Source organism: Paenibacillus sp. EB106-05-06-XG162 (genome assembly GCF_058791655.1).
Genome location: NZ_JBYTDT010000002.1, coordinates 83,531 through 101,400 on the forward strand (window position 1 = coordinate 83,531; position 17,870 = coordinate 101,400).

Below are 17,870 nucleotides of genomic sequence, written 5' to 3' on the forward strand. Positions count from 1 at the left end.
AAAATTTGACAGTAAGCCGCTTTTTAAGCCGTCGCTTCCCGCAAATGTTCCTCTTTTTTTCTGAACTCGGCAATAAGCATGCTTGCACCGCTGTAAAGAAGTATTGCGGCAACGATCCATTGGAGCATCGATACGTCTAGGCCTTTGACAAGGTATACAGCAACCAGCACCCCAATCACACCAAAGGTTGAAGTGAACAGCGTAATTTTGCGACCGTATTCACCATATTTAATGAACTGCATGCTGCCGATCGGCACCGAGAAGGTAGCCGCACCCATCATGATTGGAAATGCAATAGCCGGATTCAGACCCAAGGCGTACACGGTTACCATCGTTAGAGCATATGAGCCGATGCCAATATTGTTAAGCGCTCCATAGATGAATAGACAGACCGCCGCGATAACGAGCTTCGAACCGGTTAAGCCGGTCGCTGTTCCGCCCGAAGGGATGAGGCCGAATTTACCTGCTAGGATGAAGAAGGTAGCGATGACCAGCCCAGCTCCGATAAATCTGCGGATCACAGTCGGCGACAATTTCACGACAAACCGTGGTCCAATATATGCCCCGATAATTTGAGCGATGATACACACAGCCAATGTGAATATATCTACATTAATTACTGTAATGAAGGCCAGCGCCATGACAGCGACGGGAATCACGCACTGCGTATTTAACGTTCCCGGGAGCTTCTTGTCGGTTACCAGCTTTGTTTTTCGATAGAAAATCGACGAAATCGCAAAGTCTGAGACACCGAATGTTGAGAAGAAGAAAATAACAGTCGATGAGATTGCCAGCATAAAGCCATTTCCAGGCTCTTTCCGGATTTCTTCTTTATGCTTGATGACGTCAATGACGAAGCGAAAAGCAAAAATCACATTAATGATGACGATTAGCGTTATGATGATAGCTGTTGCTGACATAAGGTTCAGCCTTCTTTCTTATCGTTATGGTCATGGGGTTTGAATATACTTCGTATTCCTTGTAACTCCTTGCCGAACTGCTTTCTCGCATCTTCATCGAGGGCATCAATTAGCTTGAGGCAGTAAGCATCGTGGCTAATGTTTTCCTTGGTCAGGAATACCATCGGGAGACTTTGAGTCCAGATCACTTCGGCATTTTTATCATTCTGAATGTGTCCAAAGAGTACTTCTTTGGAATCAATTACAAGGTTGATCCATCTGCCGCCGCTCTCTTCGAGCTTCGCCTCTTCAAATCCATGTCTGTAGTAATAATGAAGCGGTACATCATAATCATGGTCTGTGCTGTACAGAATGATGACAGTTTGCGCAAGTCTTTTCTCCACAGCCTGCAGCTCTTCGAGAATATAAGGTAAATCTTCTCTCCACACTTGGATGTAAACGTCTGATTTCGCTTCCTCCAGCAAATGCCGGCATTTATTGAAAATATTGCTATACCCGCGTATGTACCATAATGTCTCCAGATCCATCGTCTGGTTATAGCTTGTCAGCTCTTTCTGAACTTCGGCCAGATCCTCTTCGACGTTAGTTCTGATGTTGTTGATCAACTCCTCGATGGGAACGGCACTGTAATTTACCGGATTGGTCTGCTTGGATACGACAGCGCAACCCTTCTCCATAAGTATTTCTAACGTGTTGTACACCTTGGAGCGGGGGACGGAGGACCATTTGCTAATCTCGTATCCCGTGCCTGCGCCATTTTTCAATAGGGCTATATACACCTTCGTTTCGGATTCAGTGAAGTGGAACAATTTTAGCAACTGAATGACTCTCTCCAAGCGAGCCCCCTCCTTTTCAAAATACAACATTAATTGTGATTTAATTCACATGATTATTGATGACTTGCATTCGATAGTAGCTACCCTCGAGAACTACTATACAGCATTCAGATGACTTTGTACATATTTTCACAAACAAATTCACGAGTTAGACATAAAATAGAAGTTGTGTTCACTTACGTAGGTAGGGGTAACGTGTAACCTACGCAAGTTGGATTTACTGCTAATCATGCCTGCGCATAGCGGCCAAATCTCGGAACCTGCGGCGTGGGAGAATCCCCTTGTGCCAAAGGCATGGACAGAGGAGATCTACTCTCATATGCCAGCCTTTGATCCGGGGATCTACCCGTGGTATCTATACGCTTAATTGCTATCATTCCATCGACAATCCACCGGTCACAGGGGTATAGGTCCCTGTCAAGAAACGAGCGTCATCACTTGCTAAGAATGCGATAACGCCCGCGACATCTTCCGGGTCGGCTACGCGCCCTAGCGGCGTAAATCCGCTGATCACGTTCTTCTCTTGTGCTGACAAAAACGCCGTAGCCTCTGTGTTTACAAGGCCGGGTGCAACGACATTGGCTGAGATACCATAGGGTCCGAATTCTTGTGCAATGTAGGTAGAGAACGTATCGAGAGCGCCTTTGGCCGTTCCGTGCGAAATCATGCAGGGGGAGGGGTCTTTTCCCAGTGTGCTGGATATATAAATGATCCGTCCGAACTTCTGCTCCATCATATAAGGAATGACGGCTTGGGTCGTCACGAATGCAGCCTGTAATTCACTATGGAATTTAGCAGCGAATGACTCCCAGGATAGCTCGGCAAACGCTTTGGCTTCAAAAGCCATACTCGCGTTGCTGACCAGAATATCAATACGGCCAAAGGATTGCTTCGCGGCGTCGGCAAGCTTCAAGACTTGATCTGCCTCGCGAACATCCGCTTGAATAGCAATGGCTTCCCCGCCGACGGTTCGAATTGCGGCTACCACTTCTTCAGCAGCCGCGACGTTTGATACATAATTGACGACGACCTTCGCCCCCCGTTCAGCGAGCAGCAAGGATGCTGCGCGTCCAATACCTCGCGAACCTCCGGTTACGATGGCTACTTTCCCTTGAAGCATCATGTTGATTCCCTTCCTTCCGTCATTTGAATGATGAATACATCGCCGCGATTTCGAGCGCGGCTGTCTTCACTTCCACAGCCAAATCAGCAGGTTCGCGCACAATGACATCCGTCTTGAAGTGGAGCAAGAAGCCGATCAGCCATTTCTGACGCGGAACAGTGGTGCGCACAAGCAGTGATCCTGAGGGAAGGCGTTCAATGTCCTGCTCATCAAAATGATCCACAGCCGCTACCTTGGCGTCGCCTAAGAATTCCAGGACAAGGCGACAAGTCTGTTCATGGCGATCCGCCCGCAGCTGCGCATCCATCCGTTCATTAAGCTTCGCAAGCGCTACATCTCTTCGGTCATACGTGTCGGGACGGATTTGAAGATGATGAATGCGAGAGAGCCGGAATGTCCGGTAATCCTCCCGGGTCAGGCAATAGCCATGAAGATACCAGGTGTACCGCTTGAGAACGAGACCAATCGGTTCAACGCAACGCTGCGTTTCTTCTCCTTGACTATCGGTATAGCCGAACTGAATCAGTTTGGTCTCACGGATAGCCTGCTGCAATGCTTCGTATTTGGCACGTTCCACCTCACTCTTCCGCCAAGGCGTGAAATCGACGATGAGTTGTTCCCGCTCAGATAGGCGCCCTTGTTCCGCTTGCGAGACCAGTGCGCCGACTTTATCGAGCAGGCGGTCCATATGGGAATGGTGAACCGCCTGTGTCGATTGAAGGCCGCGGAGCGCGGTAGACAGAGCAATGAGGTCATCCAAGGACAGCATCTGCCGATCCAAGCGGAAGCTATCCATGATCTCATAACCGCCTTCTGCGCCTGTATACGATATGATAGGGATTCCTGCGAGATTGAGCGATTCCAAATCGCGGTAAATCGTACGCAGCGATACCTCCATCCGATCAGCCAACTCTTGGGCTTGAACCCGTTTTCGATTGAGCAGCAGAATCGTAATGGCCATCAGTCGCTCGAGCTTCATGTCTTTTCCTCCATTTGTACAGAATTAATGCGTAGTCGCGTATCCGTCTTCCTGCGGGGATGGATCCAGCTTCTCTCTACTCATGAAGAAGGCTGCGATCAGCGCAAGGACGGCGGGAACGAGGCTCCACGCAAAGGTTGAGATGATTGAATCCGTTAATCCCAACTTGATGGTACTTAGCGTATTCCCATCGATGGACTTGCTGAGTGCAGGATTTAGCAGGACATAAGGGTCATTGTAGTCAAAATCTGCAGGCATCTGTGTTGCTCCCTTGCTCGCAAACGTCTGGGTCAGCTTGCTCGTGAGCAGATGATTCTGGATGATACCGAATATTGTAATCCCAAGTGTCATACCAAGTGAGCGGTTGAAGTTCAGTGTTGAACTCGCCGCGCCGCGTTGTGTGGCTGGGAACGAGTGGATGGCTGAACTGCTTAGTACCGAGAAGGATGTCCCGACGCCAAGGCCGACGAGAACCATATAGGTCGTAATGAGAATGCGTGGTGAATCCATCGTCAGCCCTGTTAGTAGAGCTAACCCCGCAATGAGGATGAATAGCGGCGGAATTAAGATGGTCCGATAAGGTAATTTCGCCATTAGGAATCCACCGATGGTCGCCGTAACGACTGAACCGATCATCATCGGGAGCAGCACGAGTCCGGAGTTGGATGCTGTTCCTCCAAGTACACCTTGAATGTATATGGGAATGAACATGGCTGCAGACATGTACGCAGCACCGCTGAATATCGCGATCATATTGCTGGTTGTATAGAGACGATTCTGGAACATGCGAAAAGAGATGATGGGTTCAACAGCTCTTTTCTCGACGAATACAAGCAATACGGTAAAAACAACGAACCCTGCGAATAAGCCAAGGATTTGTGGGGAGCCCCATGCGTACTCTTTGCCGCCGAGCTCTAACCCAAGCATGAGGCAGATGACAGCCCCAATTAAGAGTAACGCCCCGAGAAAATCGATGCTTTGCTTGGCATGTACTGAGGATTCTTTGTAGAAGATCAAGACCAAGAGGAACGCAACGAGACCAAGCGGCAGATTAATGTAGAAAATCCATTCCCATTGTAAGTGATCAGTAATAAATCCGCCCAGCATCGGAGCGACGACACTAGATAAGCCGAATAGAGCGCCGAACATGCCTGTCATTTTGCCTCGATTCTCTGGTGGAACAATATCGAACATGATCGTGAATGCGATGGATACCATCGCGCCTGCGCCAATCCCTTGGACAGCGCGGTATAGGCTTAGCTGCGTAATCGATTCAGCGGTTCCGCATAAGGCGGAACCGACCATAAAGACGATAATCCCGAAGATGAAGAATCGTTTGCGTCCATACATATCGGAGAGCTTACCGAAGATGGGCATGCCTGCCATCTCAGCGACCATATAAGCGGTTGTGACCCAGACGAATTTGTCGAGTCCGCCCATCTCGCCGACAATCGTTCCCATGGCGGTGGCGACGATGGTGTTATCCATCGAGGCCATCAGGATCGCGAGCAGCAGCCCTGCTATAATAACCCCTACTTTGTTGTGTTTCGTATTCATACAATTTCAATCCTTTCGGTTATGGTAACGGGTGAACCGTATTTGAACCCATCATACCCAACTATTGTTGACATCTGTCTGTCAGGGTTTCTAAACAAATTTTTTAATTCTTTTTGGATCTACGCAAGTTATTTCTCTAATTCCACATTTTAGGTAGTCATATCCTAATTTTCCAAGTACAATGTTAAGCAATCCAGAATAGGAAAGGTGGAGGTTGTAGTATGATGACGAGTGGATCTGCTGCGGGTGGTGTTATTTTCGGGATCATTCCCATCTTGATGTTTCTTGTTAATGTGGGGTTGCTCGGGCTAGGGATTTATTTGCTCATTCTACTCATTCGATTGGCCAAGCGGGGGATTGAATTGCTTGATTTGCAGATTGCGGAGAAGAGACGCACCAGACGCGATGATCTCAATCGTGGAGATCAAGGCGGTAATGAGTTTCTGTAAGAGATCACATCATATATTGGGGGTCGATTGAAGATGTACGAAACATTGGGTCCACAGGATGAGGTGCACATCATAACCTATCGAATATCGAAGAAATATTGAATATCGTATAATTCCTACCGATCCAACACAAAGAACCTTCGTCCCTCTTCACATCGGGGCGGAGGTTCTTCACTTCCCATTGTAATTTTATTCGTCCAACGCTACTTACTCATCGGTACATTCGAAGAATTGCGAATGATCAGCTCGGAATCGAGCACAAATACGCGCTTCTCTGGATAAGTATCCTCATTCATCTGGTCAATCAATTTCTCAACGAGCAGTGCACCCATCGTATATTTCGGCTGATTTACCGTACTGAGCGTCGGAGTGATATATTTGCTAATCCGGTTATTATCGACGCCGACAACGGCGAGCTGCGTTGGAATGGTGAGACCGACTTCGGCGCAAGCTCGATAGACACCCAGTGCCATTTCATCGTTGGCAGAGTACACGGCCGTGAACTGCAATTTCTTCTCGAATAAGCGCATCATCGCTTCATAGCCGCCGACTTCGTTGAAGTTCCCGTTCTCGACGAGCTCTGGGCGGAATGGAATATGGTGATCTCGAAGGGCTTTCAAGTAACCTTCGAGTCGTTCGTAGCTATCGATCGCCGTCGGATAGCCGCTGAGGAACACGATATCCTGATGGCCTCCCTCGAGCAGATGTTCGACCACTGTACGAGAGAACTTCACATTATCTGTATAAATGCAAGGGATACGGTCATGCTCCACATGCCGACCGATGACTGCGATGAAGTAACCCTTGTCCGCGATTTGGAACAGCTGCTCGTCCGCTATGGATGGCGCCACCATAATGAGACCGTCAACCGTACGGTTCATGATCAGATTCAGATACTCCATTTCCTTCTCCGCCTGGTTCTCGGCATCACAGATGATGACGTTGTAATTACTGGCATAAGCCATATTCTCGATTCCTTTAATGATTTCCGTAAAATAGGACGTATTAATATCCGGTACGATGACCCCGATCATCCGTGTTTTCTGAGAGCGCAAATTTTTGGCTGCAGCATTCGGGTGGTAACCCAGCTCATCGATCGCGGTCATCACTTTGTTCTTCGTTTTTTCTGATACGGTGCTAGTTTGATTTAGAACTCTAGAGACCGTAGCGGGTGATACACCAGCCTTTTTAGCGACATCAATGATCTTTGCATCCATAAACGCACTTCCTCACAATTCCGATTTATTTTATGTTTGACAAACAAGTCATACTGTTATTATAATACAAAATGAAATCGATTTCAATATAGCCCTCAATCAGACATATACTTCGAGGAATAAGGGGCATTTATATGAGTTTAACTTCATTTTTACGACAAAATGAAATCGATTTCACATATTACTTATTGAATGATAACAGATGAGAAGGGGAGGAAAGATGGATGTCCGGATTTATTGCGGAGCTGCGTAAGAACAAAATATTATTTTTAATGATTGCCCCCGTACTGGTCTTTTTCGTCGTATTCAGCTATTTCCCGATGGTCGGAGTCTACTATGCTTTTACCAATTACAATTTTGATGGCGGTCTATTCGGCAGTCCTTTTGTCGGCATGCAGAACTTCAAGTTTCTGTATGAATCCGGGGCACTGTTCTCACTGACCAAGAATACGGTTTTGTATAATTTAGCGTTTATTTTCATCGGGAATTTGCTTCAGATCGTCTGTGCGATCTTCCTTAGCGAGCTGACAGGGAAATGGTTCAAAAAGACGACGCAATCGATTATGTTTCTGCCATTCTTCATCTCATTTGTGCTCGTGGGGGCTTTTGTCTTCAATTTGTTCAACACCGAGACGGGCGTCATCAATACGCTGTTGAAACAGCTCGGGATGCATACCTATGACTTCTATATGAGTACAGAACCTTGGAAATATATTATTGTGTTCTTCAACGTCTGGAAAGGGCTAGGCTACGGTACGGTCATTTACTTGGCTGCGATTATGAGCATCAGTGATGAATACCATGAAGCTGCGAAAATTGATGGCGCGAATATTTTCCACCGGATTCGATATATCACGATCCCCATGCTCGTACCGACCTTTATCCTGCTAATCTTGCTTAGCTTAGGCGGCATTCTCAAAGGCCAATTCGACCTTTTCTATCAGATCATTGGCAGTAACGGCATGCTCTATGAGACGACGGATATTATCGATACCTATGTGTATCGCTCACTCGCCGTCAACTTTGATATTGGCATGGGTACAGCGGCGGGGTTATACCAATCCTTCTTCGGATTCGTGCTGATTATGAGTGTGAACTGGATTATCAAAAAAACACGCGAAGACTACGCGTTATTCTAGGAGGTGCACGATGAAAATTCGTACAGAGCGATCGACCTTGCTCTTCAATATCGTTGGATATGTCGTAATTAGTATCTTGAGCCTTCTATGTCTGCTTCCGTTCTGGCTTATTATATCCGGATCCTTCTCGTCTGAGGCGGAGATTGTGCGGGATGGATTTAAGATTTTCCCATCGGAATTCACGTTCAGCGCATATCAATCGGTCTTCAGCAACCCACAGCAAATTTTCAAAGCATACCTTGTCTCCATCAGTCTTACCGCAGTGGGTACGCTACTGGGATTATTTTTCATCTCCATGGCGGGTTACGTGCTCTCTCGCAAAGATTTCAAATACCGCAACTCGTTGGCCTTCTTTATCTACTTCACCACCTTGTTCAGCGGCGGCTTGATCCCATGGTATATCTTGATTGTGAAATATTTGGACTGGAAAGACAGTTATCTCGCTTTATTGGTCCCCATGATGATTGGCGCTTGGAATATCATTTTAATGAAGAATTTCATGAAATCGATTCCAGAATCCATTGTTGAGTCGGCCAAAATTGACGGCGCAGGCGAGTTTACGATCTATTCGAAGCTCGTTCTTCCGCTATCCACACCAGGGCTTGCGACGATCGGCTTGTTCTTGGGGCTTGCTTACTGGAATGACTGGTTCTCTGCGAACATTTTCATTACGACGGAAGCCAAATATCCACTGCAATTTCTGCTCTACAAAATTCTAGCAAGTGCAGCGGTCTTGAAGACGAGTGTAGCTGCGAACTTATCGGCTGATTTCAAGCCTCCTACCGAATCGCTCAAGATGGCGGTCGCAATTGTCGTAACAGGTCCGATTATTTTCTTGTATCCGTTCCTGCAGCGTTATTTTGTCAAAGGCTTAACGATTGGCGCAGTAAAAGGTTAATCCCGGGCATCCGGCTAACATATTAAATCTATATCTATTGGGGGCGTTCGAAATGAAGCAAAGACTGACGAAGATGTTGTCTGTGTTCTTAATGGTTTCTTTAATGACAGGGATTCTAGCAGCATGCGGAGGCGGTAGCGGTGATGATGCATCAACGAAAGCTGCAGCGCCGAAGACGGAATCGGGCAAGCCGGATATTTCGAAGAAAGTTGAACTGAACTGGTATCTCGTTGGGGATGCGGACAAAGACAGCCCGCAGGTTATTGAGAAGTGGAACCAGATGCTCGCAAAAGATCTGAATACAACCGTTAAATTGAATTTCATGACGTGGAATGATTGGCAGACCAAATACAATCTGTTGTTCGCATCGGGTGAAAAAATCGATATGGTCTTTGCCTCTTCGTGGGCGGATTTCTTCAAATTATCGAAGCAGGGCGCTTTCCTAGATCTGAAGGATCTGCTGCCTACATACGCGCCGGAGACATGGAAGACCGTACCTGAACAGGATTGGAAGGATGTAACCGTCCAAGGCAAAATTCTAGCGGTGCCAAGCACATACCCCGAGTACACACCAGACGGGATCGTCTATCGCGATGACTGGAGACAAGAGCTCAATCTCCCAGAAATCAAAGATTTGGATACGATGGAGCAGTATTATGAAGGCGTGAAGAACGGGAAAAAGATTACGCCGATCAACGGTAAAGCGTGGAATGAGGTCAATACCTTGTTCCATTACTACAATGACTTTAAAAATATTGGCGGGGACAGCGGTATCATCGTAGCAAAATCGTATGATACGCCGCGTGATGTCGTTGCTTATCCATTCACAGATGAATTCGTCACCTTTGTGAAGCGCATGAAGACATGGGCCGATAAAGGCTTCTGGACTTCCAGTACACTCGCGTCCCAACAAGAAGCAGGTGATTTCATCAAGGCAGGTACAGGAGCAGCTTATTGGAGGAATGCACCGGGAGCATCCGGCTTTATTATGGATGTGAAGAAAAATAATCCGAATATCAAGCTAGCGTACTTCCTATTCACACACTTCCACAATTATGCTGTCCCGAACCTTGGCATCAATAACGGAATGGCGATTCCGAAGAGTGCAGCGAACCCAGAGCGCTCACTGATGGTGCTCGAGAAGCTTCGTAACGATCCAGAGTATTACAACCTGATGACGTATGGTATTAAAGGCCGTAACTACGATTTCACCAAAGACGGTTCGATTGTATCGCCAGCACCGGGTCAAGATCCAGCGAAAGTGAAAGGTTATGGTATCGCGAGCTGGGGTTGGAGAAATATCAAAAATGAACATCCAGCTAAAGACAGATGGGAAGGCGAAGCTAAGCTTATTGAGGAATTTAAGGCGATTAGCAAGCCGGATATTTTCGCGCCCATCTTGATGGATTATCAGCCGGTGAAATCCCAGCTTGCTGCAGTGAACCAGGTGTTCCAGCAATACGGTCAGCCGCTTATGATGGGATTGGTTCCCGACGTGGATGCAGCGATTGAGACCTATCGCAATAAGCTGAAGACGGCAGGCGTAGATGCGGTGCTAGATTATGTAACGAAACAAGTTACGACTTACGCGGATGAAAAAGGATTGAAATAGTCTTCTGAAGGAGAATCACGCTCATGAAACGGGTAGATGTATGGGAGACAACGATTGACCAGCAGTATCTTCTGGCGGTACAGCCCCAAATCCAGATGTTAGACATATCTGGATTTGGTGGGGCTGTTGAAGCGCCGATCACGATTCATGTGAATGCACAGGAGAAGTATCAGATTATGGACGGGTTCGGAGCATCCTTCACGGATGCTTCCGCATACCTGGTGTATAACAAGATGGAGCAAGGCGCACGTGAACGTCTGATGCAGCAATTGTTCAATGCGGAAGAAGGAATCGGCATAAGTTTGCTGCGGCAGCCAATGGGGGCGAGCGATTTCGCTTCGGTACTGTACAGCTATAATGATCTGCCAGCAGGCAGGCAGGATATGACGCTTCAGCATTTCTCAATCGAACATGATCGGGCGTATATTATTCCGCTCCTTCAAGAAGCGCTGCGAATCAATCCGCTGCTCAAAATTATGGCTTCCCCGTGGAGTCCGCCGGGTTGGATGAAGACGTCCGGACAGATGATCGGCGGGACACTGAAGCCGGAATGCTACGACACGTATGCAGCATATTTCGTTCAATTCATTCAAGCGTACGAGCGCGAAGGCATTCCCATCTATGCTGTCACGATCCAGAATGAACCGGGCTATGAACCAAAGGAATACTCGGGGATGATCCTGAAACCTGAGGAAGAGCGAGACTTCATCGCACAGCATCTCGGTCCCGCTTTCGAGCGTGAAGGGATATCGGCATTAATTCTATGCTATGACCATAATTGGGATGTGCCGGAGCATCCGCTTACAGTGCTTCATGATCCTGTGGCAAGACGTTACATTGCAGGCTCTGCATGGCATTGCTATGGCGGGGCACATGAGGCGATGTCTATGGTAAGGGATGCTTACCCGGACAAAGGCATCTGGTTCACCGAAGCGTCCGGCGGGGCATGGGTTCCTCCGTTCCGGGAGGCATTCTTGGATCAGATGAAACATGTGATCCGCAGCACGCGGAACTGGTCCAAGTCGGTCGTATGGTGGAACATTGCGCTCGATGAGCATAATGGTCCAACCGTGTTATCGAACAGTACCTGCCGAGGACTTGTGGGCATTCATCAACAAACCGGAGAAATTACGGTTCATTTAGACTACTGTACGTTGGGTCATATTAGTAAGTTCGTCGTTCCAGGGGCGGTACGTATCGGCTCGGACACGGTCGTCGATATCGTGGAGACGGTAGCATTCTGTAATCCAGATGGTTCGACGGTGCTGATCGTATCGAATCGAACAGCTGAGGAACAGACCTTCCAGATCAAGGTGGATGGTGCCTCATTCATTTATTCGCTTTCCGGCGAAGGTGTCGTCACGTTCAAATGGTAGATGGAATCGACGAGAGTTAGAATTCGCAGACAGACGATACCTACAACAAAGGAGATGTATGCCAATGACGGTTATAAAAACTTATCTCACATCCAAAGATTCAGATGCGCGCCTCCAAGAGCAGAATACGGCGGTGGTATCACAGCGCCAAGCAGGCCAATCCGCAGATTTGGAGTTAGATCCTACGGTCAGATATCAAGAAATCCTGGGGTTCGGAGGTGCATTCACCGAAGCTGCAGCTTACACACTGTCCCGTATGAGCGAGGAGAAAAGAGCGGAAGCTCTTCGCAGCTATTATGATCAGGAGAATGGACTGGGCTACACGATTGGGCGTGTGCACATTCATAGCTGTGATTTTGCATTAGAGAACTACACGTATGTCGAGGATCATGACACGGAATTGAAGACCTTCGATATTTCGCGTGATCACAAGTGGGTTCTTCCGCTCGTAAAAGATGCGGCGAATGTCAAAGGCAGTCCATTCACGATGCTCGCCTCCCCTTGGAGTCCACCTGGTTGGATGAAGACAAACGGGGAGATGAATCACGGCGGTCAACTGAAGCCAGAGTATGCTGAGGTGTGGGCGCGGTACTACACAAAATTCATTCGTGCATATGAAGCCGAAGGGGTGCCCATCTGGGGGATAACCGTTCAGAATGAGCCGGATGCGGTTCAAATTTGGGATTCCTGCATCTATTCCGCAGAACAGGAGCGTGATTTCATTAAGAATCACCTCGGTCCTGTGATGCATGCGGAAGGATTGCAGGACGTGAACATCCTCTTCTGGGATCACAATCGTGATATTATCGTGGAACGTGCATCGGTGGTGCTCTCAGACTCGGAAGCAGCGAAATATATATGGGGTACTGGGCTCCACTGGTATGTTAGTGAGGCATTCGAGCATGTCGGCAAGGTCCATGAGCTGTTCCCTGACAAACATTTGTTGTTCACGGAAGGCTGCCAAGAGGGCGGCGTGAAGCTTGGTGAATGGTTCACAGGTGAACGTTATGGGCGTAACATGATCGGAGATCTGAACAATTGGACAGAGGGCTATCTCGATTGGAATATCGTGCTTGATGAGACAGGTGGACCGAATCATGTCAACAACTTATGCGATGCGCCGATTATCGCGGACACGGTGACAGACACCCTTCACTATAATAGCTCGTTCTATTATATCGGACATTTCAGCAAATTTATTCGACCGGGAGCTGTACGGATCGGATTGCAGGCAGATCAGAACCCAGAGGGTGTATACGCGACGGCGTTCCTGAACCCGGATGGCCGTATCGCAGTCGTCGTTATGAATGAATCGGATCACGACCATCCATTCACACTAGGCCATGGTGAACACATCGCTTCGCATACATTGCCAGCGCATTCCATCGCGACGTATGTCATGAAGTCCTAATTTATTTTTTGAAGGATGAACAGTGTATTAGGATGCACTGTTCATCCTTTTCTTTTGTGATAGGATGGATTTGGAATTCGTGGATCAATCAATGGTGTTCGTATGGGGGTAGTAATTCCGTTATTTTCCAAGTACAATATTAATCAATTCGTCGGTTTGTTTGGCCTAGGCGTTTATTTGCTTATTCTACTGATTCGACTCGCCAAGCGAGGGATTCAGCTCCTAGATCTGCAGATTTCGGAGAGACAAAGAGTCTGACGCGCGGATCTCAATAAGGGAGAAAAGGATGACGTCGTATAAGGAAAGATGTCGGGGGTGGATCAGTTATGTTCAAGATTTTTGGACCGCAAGATGAGGTATTGCAATCGGTACCTTTTATACAGGATGAAGTGCAGTATACCTTGATACATACCATTGTCAGCGGGGAAGATGCGATCTGCTATAAGTCGCAGGATGGGCAAGTCATGTATGCGCAGACGCCAGGCTATCGAGGATGGATCTGGATGAGTGCGCAGGTTCAAGTCGGGGATCGGGAAGAGCGACTGCGGGAACTGTGTGATCGATTAGGGGAACAGCGAGTTCCGGGCTTTGCGGGAGATCAGGATGTCGTCCATTTGTTTGCAGAGCTGTATGCTGCCGAGCATGCGATAACTTATCAGCCCCGGATGGAGCTGCAAGCCTATCAATGCGAGGTTCCCATCCTGCCTGAGGGAGTAGCAGGAGTGATTCAAGAGGCAACTGTACGGGATTTAATGGATGTTGCACGTTTTCTCGTAGAGTTCGCTTACGATGCCTACGGGGAGACGGTTGAACTTGCTTCTCGCATGCAAGAAGCGGATCATCTCATTCGTTCGGGCAATCTGTATGTCTGGAAGGTAGACGGTATTCCTGTTTCTATGGCCAATATTGCGAGTCGTACACCGCGGCATGCGCGAATTAATGCAGTCTGCACGCCATTGGCGCACCGAAAGAAAGGGTATGCGAGTGCGCTCGTCGCACAGGTGTGCCGCATTATTTTGGAGGAAGGACGTACCCCGATTTTGTACGCGGACGGGGCGAATCCGGATTCAAACAGAGTCTATCAGCATATTGGATTCCGAGTGAGCGGGATGATTCGGGAGATCGATTTTATAAGGGAATAGAAAGAGTGAACTTGTCTTGGCTAAACGCCTTTCTTCCATCCGATGATGGACGGGGGGCGTTTCTTTTCATTGTCAAATGTTTAAATCTGTGCTAATTTTGAACATAGAACCAATCATCCTATGTTTGGAGGTATTCGATTGAAATTACAGAAAGCCACTCGTGTCACATTAACCGAACAGATCGCAGCGCAGTTGGATCAATTGATTCAATCTGGAGCGTGGCCTGTAGGGCAGCGAATTCCTGCCGAACCGGAACTGGTAGAACAGCTCGGTGTTAGTCGCAATACGGTACGTGAAGCGGTCAAAGCGTTGATTCACGCGGGATTGCTGGAAGCACGGCAAGGAGACGGAACCTATGTATGCTCGAAGAGCGATCTAGGTGCAGCGCTGAATCGACGGTTCAAGAAAGCCGATTTAATCGAAATTATTGAGGTTCGGTATGCCCTTGAACAAGAAGCTGCACGACTGGCAGCAGAACGACGGACGGAGGAAGACGTCGTCTATCTGAAGCAATGTCTCGCGAATTACTTGGATTCGAGAGGGAAGTCGCACTATATTGATGTCGATATGGAACTGCATAAAGCCATCGTTCTTGCGACGCATAACACCATTCTCATTGATCTCTACGAACATATGACGGACGCTGTGATGGCGACGATTCATCAGTCAACACAGGAGGAAATTGAAGAGCAGCATGTACAGGTCCACACCCAGTTGATTCACCACATTATTAACCAGGATGCCGAAGCGGCTGTTACGACCCTTCGTCATTTACTTCGAATTTCGGAAAGTGTCATTTAGACCGTTCGATATATAGATAGGAGTATTCATATGAGTTCACGCACAAGAAATTTGACCTTATTATTTGTATGTATTCTATTGGTTGCTGCAAATCTGCGAGCACCGATTACAGGGCTCGGTCCTGTTGTAGGATTGATTCGAGAGGATACGGGACTATCTGGCACGGTTATCGGATTGCTCACGACGCTGACCTTGATTGCCTTTGCCGTTCTATCCCCACTCGTCCCAGCAATTGCAAGACGGTTAGGGATGGAATTGACATTAGTCGTCAGTCTGTTCGTATTGTTGATTGGCGTTATCGTTCGTTCTTTGCCATCGGCTTTCTCCTTATTCCTCGGAACGGCCTTATTGGGTCTTGCGATTGCCGTCGGGAATGTGCTCGTCCCTACGATGATTAAGCGAGACTTTCCTAAGAAGGTAGGGCTTATGACGGGAATTTACTCTTCCTTTATGAATTTATGGGCAGCGATCGCTTCAGGTCTTGCAATTCCGCTCGCGGAAGGCGTTAACCTCGGATGGCGAGGAGCGCTAGCCATATGGGGTGTTCTAACGGTCATAGCGTTGATCGCCTGGTTGCCGCAGCTTCGTCATCGGCAGGTTCCGCAGCAAGGCAGCCACAATGCCAAGGGTCCCCGTATTAATCTGTGGCGCTCAGGACTTGCGTGGTACGTGACCTTGTTCATGGGGGTCCAATCGTTCTTCTTCTACGTGAATATTACGTGGCTCCCTGAAATTCTACATGCCCAAGGGATGAGTACGGAATCTGCGGGTTGGATGATGTTCTTACTGCAGCTCGTGAGCCTCCCGGCGTCCTTCTTGACGCCAATCATTGCAGCACGATTGAAGAGCCAACGGATCATTGCATTTCTCGTGGCTGCGGGATTTGGTATCGGATACGTATTACTGCTTATGGGGGGCTTGATCCTCAGTGTCGTTGGTACGAGTCTGATCGGGATTGCCGGCGGAGCTGGCTTCAGCCTAGCGGTCATGTTCTTCGCACTGCGTACACGTACTGTACAGGAATCGGCCGAAATGTCGGGCATGGCCCAGTCCGTAGGGTATTTTATTGCTGCGATTGGTCCGATGCTGTTCGGCTTGCTCCATGATCTTACCCAGAGCTGGACAGTCACGTATATCACGCTATTCGTCATGGTGGCGATATTCGCGGTGCTTGGCTTCGGAGCGGGCAAGAACGCCTATGTTGTGGCAGCGCCGCAATCCAGCACGGCAGATACAGCTGTTCGTCCGCAGAAGACATCGTGATATCATAATAGGGTATGAAAAACCTCCGTCTCTAGACCGAGGTTTTTTCCTTTTACAGTCTGATTCTAATCCCAAGAAAAGATTGTACAATAGTAATACTGAAGACGGATTATGAGATAGAATAGGTGGGATGAGTAGATGATGCAATGGATGCATCCTTTGATGGCGTTTATGACGAGGCGGTTCGGGGGCCTTCAAGAGATAGATTACCAATGGCCTTCGCCACAATTTCCAGTGATTAGTATCCGAAGTAATGCGAATCAGCACCGGAGTGGGTTTGCTCCGCGTCCTAAGGTTGCGATCGGCCTGATTGCGATTGGCGACATTGCCGTGGGTCTAGTCGCGTGCGGTGCAATTAGCTTCGGCATTCTGTCCTTCGGTGCCGTTGCACTCGGGATTTGGTTGGCACTAGGAGCCGTTGCGATGAGTGGTTCGCTTGCGGCTGGCGCCGTGGCGATTGCTTCCGGTATATCCGTTGGCGCCGTCGCGATCGGAGAATGGGCGTTAGGCGCGGTTGCGATTGCCGAGAAAGCACTAGGGGTCGTCAGTATCGGTGAATGGGCTTTTGGAATCGTGGCGATTGGTGCGCATGGGTTCGGTCTGATTCCGATTATCGGGGATTTGTTCGAGTGGTTCTTTAATTTGTTCTAAGGCTAGATCATTCGCTATAATGGAATGGATAGGGAAATCCTGGTTCAAGGACCTATCGGGCCAGCCGATAAGCTCTAATCATTCATAGCGGAGGCGAGAGAGATGTTAGTTGTAACGAATACGATTCGGATCAAAGAAGGATTCGGCAGTAAAATCGCAGAGCGATTCGCACAAGCGAAAGGTGTACAGGCGATGCCTGGTTTTGTACGGATGGAAGCGTGGCTCGGTGCCGGACAAGAAGGCGAAGAAGAACTGAAGGTCTGCACCGTGTGGGAGAATGAAGAGGCATTCAAGAACTGGACATCCAGCGAGGCATTCCGTGAATCTCACCGCGGTACTGGGGATAGTAAGGAATACATGCTCGGTGCTTCGCTGAATAAATACCAGATGGTTGTTAGTCACAATGCATAGCAGAGGAGGGGACCGATTGAGGTCTCCTTTTTTTCAAAATATAAGAATTTATAAGTTTCACAAATAAACTGTTCTTATATTTCTC

18 protein-coding genes are annotated in these 17,870 nt (G+C 48.1%); 12 read left to right on the forward strand and 6 right to left on the reverse strand.

The genetic code is table 11. The features are described from left to right. Positions 1-23: 23 nt before the first annotated feature. Both AC3WU2_RS06235 and AC3WU2_RS06240 read right to left on the reverse strand, forming a co-directional pair. Positions 24-920, reverse strand: coding sequence for a sulfite exporter TauE/SafE family protein (locus AC3WU2_RS06235; RefSeq protein ID WP_492452369.1), 897 nt, complete (start codon positions 918-920; stop codon positions 24-26). A gap of 5 nt (positions 921-925) precedes the next feature. Beyond that, on the reverse strand, positions 926-1,756 hold the full coding sequence (locus tag AC3WU2_RS06240) for a TrmB family transcriptional regulator (protein WP_492452371.1): 831 nt from the start codon (positions 1,754-1,756) through the stop codon (positions 926-928). Positions 1,757-1,985: 229 nt separating this feature from the next. Between AC3WU2_RS06240 and AC3WU2_RS06245 the strand changes: the two genes are divergently transcribed. Then, positions 1,986-2,123, forward strand: a complete 138-nt coding sequence (locus tag AC3WU2_RS06245; RefSeq protein ID WP_492452373.1) for an AAC(3) family N-acetyltransferase — start codon at positions 1,986-1,988, stop codon at positions 2,121-2,123. 6 nt (positions 2,124-2,129) lie between these two features. On the opposite strand, the gene AC3WU2_RS06250 is transcribed toward AC3WU2_RS06245, so the two are convergent. From AC3WU2_RS06250 to AC3WU2_RS06260, 3 genes are read right to left on the reverse strand one after another with little or no spacing between them, the layout of a single operon-like run. Further along, positions 2,130-2,879 (reverse strand): SDR family NAD(P)-dependent oxidoreductase, encoded by a 750-nt coding sequence (locus AC3WU2_RS06250; RefSeq protein WP_492452375.1) that lies wholly within the window; start codon positions 2,877-2,879, stop codon positions 2,130-2,132. Between the two features lie 19 nt (positions 2,880-2,898). Continuing rightward, positions 2,899-3,858 carry a helix-turn-helix transcriptional regulator gene (locus tag AC3WU2_RS06255; RefSeq protein ID WP_492452377.1) on the reverse strand — a complete coding sequence of 320 codons (960 nt, stop codon included), beginning with the start codon at positions 3,856-3,858 and terminating at the stop codon, positions 2,899-2,901. Positions 3,859-3,882: 24 nt separating this feature from the next. Beyond that, positions 3,883-5,415: an MDR family MFS transporter gene (locus AC3WU2_RS06260; RefSeq protein WP_492452379.1), complete on the reverse strand. Its 1,533-nt coding sequence runs from the start codon at positions 5,413-5,415 to the stop codon at positions 3,883-3,885. A gap of 221 nt (positions 5,416-5,636) precedes the next feature. Between AC3WU2_RS06260 and AC3WU2_RS06265 the strand changes: the two genes are divergently transcribed. After that, the gene (locus tag AC3WU2_RS06265) at positions 5,637-5,864 is read left to right on the forward strand and encodes a hypothetical protein (RefSeq protein WP_379344123.1); all 228 of its coding nucleotides are present in this window, start codon (positions 5,637-5,639) and stop codon (positions 5,862-5,864) included. A 203-nt stretch (positions 5,865-6,067) separates the two neighbouring features. Here AC3WU2_RS06265 and AC3WU2_RS06270 read toward each other — a convergent pair whose 3' ends face one another. Beyond that, positions 6,068-7,081: a LacI family DNA-binding transcriptional regulator gene (locus tag AC3WU2_RS06270; protein ID WP_018754485.1), complete on the reverse strand. Its 1,014-nt coding sequence runs from the start codon at positions 7,079-7,081 to the stop codon at positions 6,068-6,070. Between the two features lie 224 nt (positions 7,082-7,305). Here AC3WU2_RS06270 and AC3WU2_RS06275 point away from each other — a divergent pair, with 224 nt between their 5' ends. The 10 genes from AC3WU2_RS06275 (at position 7,306) to AC3WU2_RS06320 (ending at position 17,785) form a co-directional block, all read left to right on the forward strand. Beyond that, positions 7,306-8,220 carry an ABC transporter permease gene (locus AC3WU2_RS06275; protein ID WP_492452382.1) on the forward strand — a complete coding sequence of 305 codons (915 nt, stop codon included), beginning with the start codon at positions 7,306-7,308 and terminating at the stop codon, positions 8,218-8,220. A gap of 10 nt (positions 8,221-8,230) precedes the next feature. Next, positions 8,231-9,118 carry a carbohydrate ABC transporter permease gene (locus AC3WU2_RS06280; protein ID WP_492452384.1) on the forward strand — a complete coding sequence of 296 codons (888 nt, stop codon included), beginning with the start codon at positions 8,231-8,233 and terminating at the stop codon, positions 9,116-9,118. 52 nt (positions 9,119-9,170) lie between these two features. Further along, positions 9,171-10,730, forward strand: a complete 1,560-nt coding sequence (locus AC3WU2_RS06285) for an extracellular solute-binding protein (RefSeq protein WP_492452386.1) — start codon at positions 9,171-9,173, stop codon at positions 10,728-10,730. A gap of 23 nt (positions 10,731-10,753) precedes the next feature. Further along, positions 10,754-12,106 (forward strand): glycoside hydrolase family 30 protein, encoded by a 1,353-nt coding sequence (locus AC3WU2_RS06290; protein ID WP_492452388.1) that lies wholly within the window; start codon positions 10,754-10,756, stop codon positions 12,104-12,106. A gap of 64 nt (positions 12,107-12,170) precedes the next feature. Continuing rightward, a complete protein-coding gene (locus tag AC3WU2_RS06295; protein ID WP_492452389.1) occupies positions 12,171-13,517 on the forward strand; it encodes a glycoside hydrolase family 30 protein in 1,347 nt (448 codons plus the stop codon). A gap of 326 nt (positions 13,518-13,843) precedes the next feature. Further along, on the forward strand, positions 13,844-14,659 hold the full coding sequence (locus AC3WU2_RS06300) for a GNAT family N-acetyltransferase (RefSeq protein WP_492452391.1): 816 nt from the start codon (positions 13,844-13,846) through the stop codon (positions 14,657-14,659). A 138-nt stretch (positions 14,660-14,797) separates the two neighbouring features. Then, positions 14,798-15,460, forward strand: coding sequence for a FadR/GntR family transcriptional regulator (locus tag AC3WU2_RS06305; protein ID WP_018754493.1), 663 nt, complete (start codon positions 14,798-14,800; stop codon positions 15,458-15,460). Between the two features lie 30 nt (positions 15,461-15,490). Further along, complete coding sequence (locus AC3WU2_RS06310) at positions 15,491-16,723, forward strand: CynX/NimT family MFS transporter (protein WP_492452394.1); 1,233 nt, start codon at positions 15,491-15,493, stop codon at positions 16,721-16,723. 138 nt (positions 16,724-16,861) lie between these two features. Next, complete coding sequence (locus AC3WU2_RS06315) at positions 16,862-17,374, forward strand: hypothetical protein (RefSeq protein ID WP_492452396.1); 513 nt, start codon at positions 16,862-16,864, stop codon at positions 17,372-17,374. 102 nt (positions 17,375-17,476) lie between these two features. After that, positions 17,477-17,785, forward strand: a complete 309-nt coding sequence (locus tag AC3WU2_RS06320; RefSeq protein ID WP_492452398.1) for an antibiotic biosynthesis monooxygenase — start codon at positions 17,477-17,479, stop codon at positions 17,783-17,785. Positions 17,786-17,870: the final 85 nt, after the last annotated feature.